This window comes from Micromonospora sp. ALFpr18c, assembly GCF_008868155.1.
Classification (GTDB): Bacteria; Actinomycetota; Actinomycetes; order Mycobacteriales; family Micromonosporaceae; genus Micromonospora.
Genome location: NZ_WBKR01000307.1, coordinates 1 through 4,244 on the forward strand (window position 1 = coordinate 1; position 4,244 = coordinate 4,244).

General features: G+C 66.8%; 4 protein-coding genes. 1 reads left to right on the forward strand and 3 read right to left on the reverse strand.

Going from position 1 to position 4,244, the window contains the following annotated elements:
- Positions 1–631 precede the first annotated feature (631 nt).
- Positions 632–1,015, reverse strand: a complete 384-nt coding sequence (locus F8271_RS34330) for a transposase (RefSeq protein ID WP_357951879.1) — start codon at positions 1,013–1,015, stop codon at positions 632–634.
- Positions 1,016–1,041: 26 nt separating this feature from the next.
- Between F8271_RS34330 and F8271_RS30105 the strand changes: the two genes are divergently transcribed.
- Positions 1,042–2,040 (forward strand): aldo/keto reductase, encoded by a 999-nt coding sequence (locus F8271_RS30105; protein WP_151493186.1) that lies wholly within the window; start codon positions 1,042–1,044, stop codon positions 2,038–2,040.
- 41 nt (positions 2,041–2,081) lie between these two features.
- Here the strand turns inward: F8271_RS30105 and F8271_RS32695 are convergent, their stop codons facing one another.
- Together F8271_RS32695 and F8271_RS30115 are read right to left on the reverse strand one after the other, a co-directional pair.
- Positions 2,082–2,831, reverse strand: a complete 750-nt coding sequence (locus F8271_RS32695; protein WP_192580524.1) for a thioesterase II family protein — start codon at positions 2,829–2,831, stop codon at positions 2,082–2,084.
- Positions 2,828–4,033, reverse strand: a complete 1,206-nt coding sequence (locus tag F8271_RS30115; protein WP_225854864.1) for a cytochrome P450 — start codon at positions 4,031–4,033, stop codon at positions 2,828–2,830. Before F8271_RS30115 ends, F8271_RS32695 begins: the two co-directional genes overlap by 4 nt.
- Between the last annotated feature and the right edge of the window lie 211 nt (positions 4,034–4,244).

A 4,244-nucleotide genomic window follows, 5' to 3' on the forward strand; every position in this document is an offset into this window, starting at 1 on the left:
CTCTGCTGGCAACGCCTGAACGCCCTACCCACACCCACCTGACCAGCAACAACCGTCCCAGCGAGCCGGAAAGGGCCGCACCCCGGGAATCGGAGACCCGGCACACCGTCGTGACAGACGACGCACACACCTCACACCATAAGGGACAAAACGGTCAAGCCGAAAGCCGTACCAAGGGATCAATACCCTCTGACGGATCGAGGCCCACGAGCCCGATCGGCCAGCATCGCGATCAACTGCTCATCCGTCACCGCACCCACCGGCTCGGCGGCCGGCTGTCCCACGGTCGTCTCGGTCGTCATCTGGCGTCTCTCCCTTGATCGGTCGATCAGCCGTTATTTGTACAGTCCCCGATCCGCGTGCGGTCCCCGGCCTGTTGCGCGATCGTCCACCCGTTCCGCTTCGGGATATCGCTGACCAGCGCCGATACGTACCGGCCCGCGTGCTGCCAGGTCTGCGTCCGTGCGAAACACGACCGCAGCCGTCCCAGCAACTCACCCGCGGTCCGGGCCGCCCGGGCAGCCTCTATGCTGGCAGCAGCAGCCGCCTTCGATCTTGTTGTCTTCACAAACACATGATCAACGGGCGGCTGCGTCCATGTCGGACGCCGCCCCCACCACATCCCAGCAGGTCAGACTGCTAATGGCGGCTGCCGTACTAGGGGTGCGGTGCCGTTCCAGGAGGCGAACCGGTCGCGGTCGGCGAATCGGCTGATGTTGGCGACACCGGCCAGGAGGCGGGCTGCACCGGAGGGGCCGATGCCGTGCAACTCCTTCAGCATAGTCGCCCGTGACCTGCTGGCCGAGCAGCCCGGTTTCCCTGGTCGTTTCGGTCTGCCACGGTGTATCGAGTTTCGTCGGCTCGCTGTCTTGTTTGGAGTACCGTCCTCGCCGATCTGCGGCCCCCTACCAGCCTGACCTGCCAGATCAGGTTGAAGAGGGCTCATTGTCTGACCAACCGAGGTCAAGCGTGCGAGATCAGGAGCAGGGCTTTCCGGTATGGTGACCACGACCATCAATCTGGTAACGGGGAGGCTACTGGATGCGATATCGGACGATCGGCCAGACGGCGGCACAGCGAGAGGTGAGCGTCCTGGCCCTCGGCGCCATGCGATTCGGCACGGAGACCGACGAGGACACTTCGTTCGCGATTCTGGATCGGTACGTCGAGGCCGGCGGCACATTCGTCGACACCTCGAACAACTACTCCTTCTGGATCAACTCGACTCAGGGTGGGGAAAGTGAGGCGCTGCTCGGCCGGTGGAGGCGCAGCCGCGGCGTGCAGTCCGAGGTCGTGATCGCGACGAAGCTCGGCGGGCGGCCGGTCGCGGCCGGGTTGGATTTCGCGGCGACCGCCAAGCAGGAAAACATCGAGGGGCTTTCCGCCTCCGTGATCCGCAAATCCGCAGAACGGAGCAGAGAACTGCTCGGGGTGGACAAGATCGACCTGCTCTACGCGCACGTCGAGGACCCGAACGCCCTGGTCGAAGAAACGGTGCAGGGCTTCGCGGACCTCGTCGCGGAGGACGTGGTCGGGCTGCTCGGCGTCAGCAACCACTGGACCTGGCGCGTCGAGCAGGCGCGGGCGGCCGCCGCGAGCGCCGGGCTGCCCGGCTACGAGGTTCTCCAGTACCACCACAGCTACCTGCGTGCCCGCACCGACATGCCCGGGCGCCGGTCTGTCGACGGCAACCAAGGGTTGGCCACTGGCGAGGTGCTCAGCTACCTGCGCGCCAATCCGGGTCTCACGCTTGTGGCCTACACCCCACTGCTGTCCGGTGCATACGTCCGCGACGATCGGCCTCTCGGCCCGGCCTTCGACCACGCCGGCACCGAGAACCGGCTGGCCGCGGTGCGTGCGGTCGCCGAGGAGACGGGCGCCACCGCGAACCAGGTCGTGCTCGCCTGGCTGATGGGCGGCGACCTGCCGATCATCCCGCTCGTCGGAGCTTCCTCGATCGCTCAGCTCGACGAGAGCCTCGCCGCCGTGGACCTCGAGCTGACCGGCGACCAGCGCGCGAGGCTGGACGCGGCCCAGTAAGTGGCATGGACCGGGCGTTGGCGCCGCGCGTCAACGCCCGGTCAGGTCAGCAGGTCAGCGCTGATGATCTCCATCATCCGCACGGTTTCCGCCTCCGGGAAGAAGTGACTGCCCGCCAGGATGGTCAACTCGAACTCCGTGTTGGTCTCTCGCGCCCAGTCGCGCATCCGTGCCGGAGGGGCTTCGACGTCGGTCTCCCCGGCGAACGCCCGGATCGGCACGTCGAGCGGCACCGTCTCCGCGATCGGGCATGTGCCGACCACGCGTAGGTCGGCCCGTAGAGACGGCAGGAACAGCTCCAGCAGACTCGGATTGTCGAACAGCCCCGGTGGTGTGCCGCCAAGTTCACGCAGGTAGGCGACCAGTCCCTCCTCCGGTTCGTCCCAGCCGCGGACCGGCTGGCGCAGCACGGGCGCCGCGCTGCTAGCCACAAACAATCGCCTCGGCGCGAGGAGCCCTCGGTCGCGAAGTTCGTGCACCAGCGCCAACGCGACCCTGGCGCCCATGCTGAACCCGTAGCAGGCGTACGGCTTGTCCATCAGCGGCGAAAGCACGTCGGCGAGGTCGGCAACCAGTGGTGTCATGTGCTCGTACGGCGGCTCGTCGAACCGGTCGTCGCGGCCGGGAAGCTGGATGGCGACCGGCTCGATCCCCTCGGGCAGCCCGGTGTGCCAGGTGCGGAAGATCGACGCGGAGGCGCCGGCGTGCGGGAAACAGAACAGCCGCACGGCGGCGTCGGCCCGCCCGGCGTACGAACGCGTCCAGGCGCTGTTGAAGCCCACGCCTGTCACGCGCCGGACCTCGCACGCACGGATGCAGTGATGGGGACGTGCTTGTAGCCGCAGGCGAAGTTGGAGATCAACCGCTTCGGCGTGCCGGCGAGACTGAAGTTCGCGTAGCGATTGAACAACTCTTCGAACAGCACTCGCAAGGTGACCCTGGCGACGCTGTGGCCGATGCAGTAGTGCGGCCCTGCGCCGAACGCGAGGTGCCGGTTCGGCTTGCGCCGTAGGTCGAAACGCGACGCGTCGGGGAAGGCACGGTCGTCCCGGTTGGCGGCACCGAGCCAGGCAACCACAGCGTCCCCGGCAGCGATCCGGGTGCCCGCCACCTCGACGTCCTTCGTGGCATACCGAAGGAAGTGGTGCACCGGCGACGCCAGCCTGAGCGCCTCCTCGACCGCGGTCGGACCGACCTGCGGGTGCGCCGCCCATTCCTCCAGCACACCGGTGTCGGTGTGCTGCGCCATCATGTAGTTGGGGGAGTGTGGCGTGGTGACCAGCGCGCCGAGCAGCACGCTGTAGCAGTTCGACAGAATCTCACCGAGGGACATGTTCCTGCCCTCGAACGGCGTCGTGATCAGCACGCTGATCAGGTCGTCGCCGAGGTTGTTCCTGCGGTGGCGGACGAGCTCCTGGAAGTACCCCAGCAGTTCCTGGTGCGCCAGGGTCAGCGTCATCGACGGGTCGTGGGGGTCCTGGAAGTCTGGGTCGTCGTAGGCGACACACGCGATGTTCATCCGGGTCAGCCACGCCCAGTCGTCCTCCGGCAGGTCCATCATCATGCCGATGACCGCGATCGGTAGCTGCAGCATCGCTTGCCCGAAGTCGAAGACACCGCCGTCACCGAGCGGTTCGAGCAACCCGACGATCTTGTCGCGGATCATGTCGCGTTGCCTCTCGATGGCCTTGATGGCGAGCGCCTTCTTCAGCCGGCCCTGCATCTCCGTGTGCCGAGGAGGATCCGTGACGGCGAGTTGTGTACCGCCCGCCGGGTCATCCGTGCCGAGCAGGTTCAGCAACGTGCCGCGCTCGGAGGTGAACAGCGAATAGTCGCTCAACACGAGATCGACGTCGGCATACCTCGCCGCGGACCAGAAGCCCCGTTTCTCGTCCACCTGGTGCCAGAGGAGCCCTTCGTGGTCGCGCATCCGCTGCCACACCGCGTAGGTGTCGTCACCCGAGTACAACGTCGGGCCGACGAGGTCGACCATGTTGTCGGAGCTAGCGCGGTGCATGGGACATGACGAGATGGCGGTGTCGTGCGTGGTCACTGGCTAGTACGGCAGCCGCCATTTGCTAGTTGGCCAGGGCATAGTCTCGGTTGAGTCGGGTGCGTTGGTGGAACCAGCGTGCTCGGGCTTGGTGGCGGCGTCGCCAGTTGCGCCAGTGGGTGTCGTGGTCGGTGGGTTTCGGTCGGTGCCA

Bases quoted from the DNA above. Each gene is read 5' to 3' on its own strand.
- F8271_RS34330 (WP_357951879.1), bottom strand. From the start codon at position 1,015: ATGGTCGTGGTCACCATACCGGAAAGCCCTGCTCCTGATCTCGCACGC.
- F8271_RS30105 (WP_151493186.1), top strand. From the start codon at position 1,042: ATGCGATATCGGACGATCGGCCAGACGGCGGCACAGCGAGAGGTGAGC.
- F8271_RS30115 (WP_225854864.1), bottom strand. From the start codon at position 4,033: ATGGTCGACCTCGTCGGCCCGACGTTGTACTCGGGTGACGACACCTAC.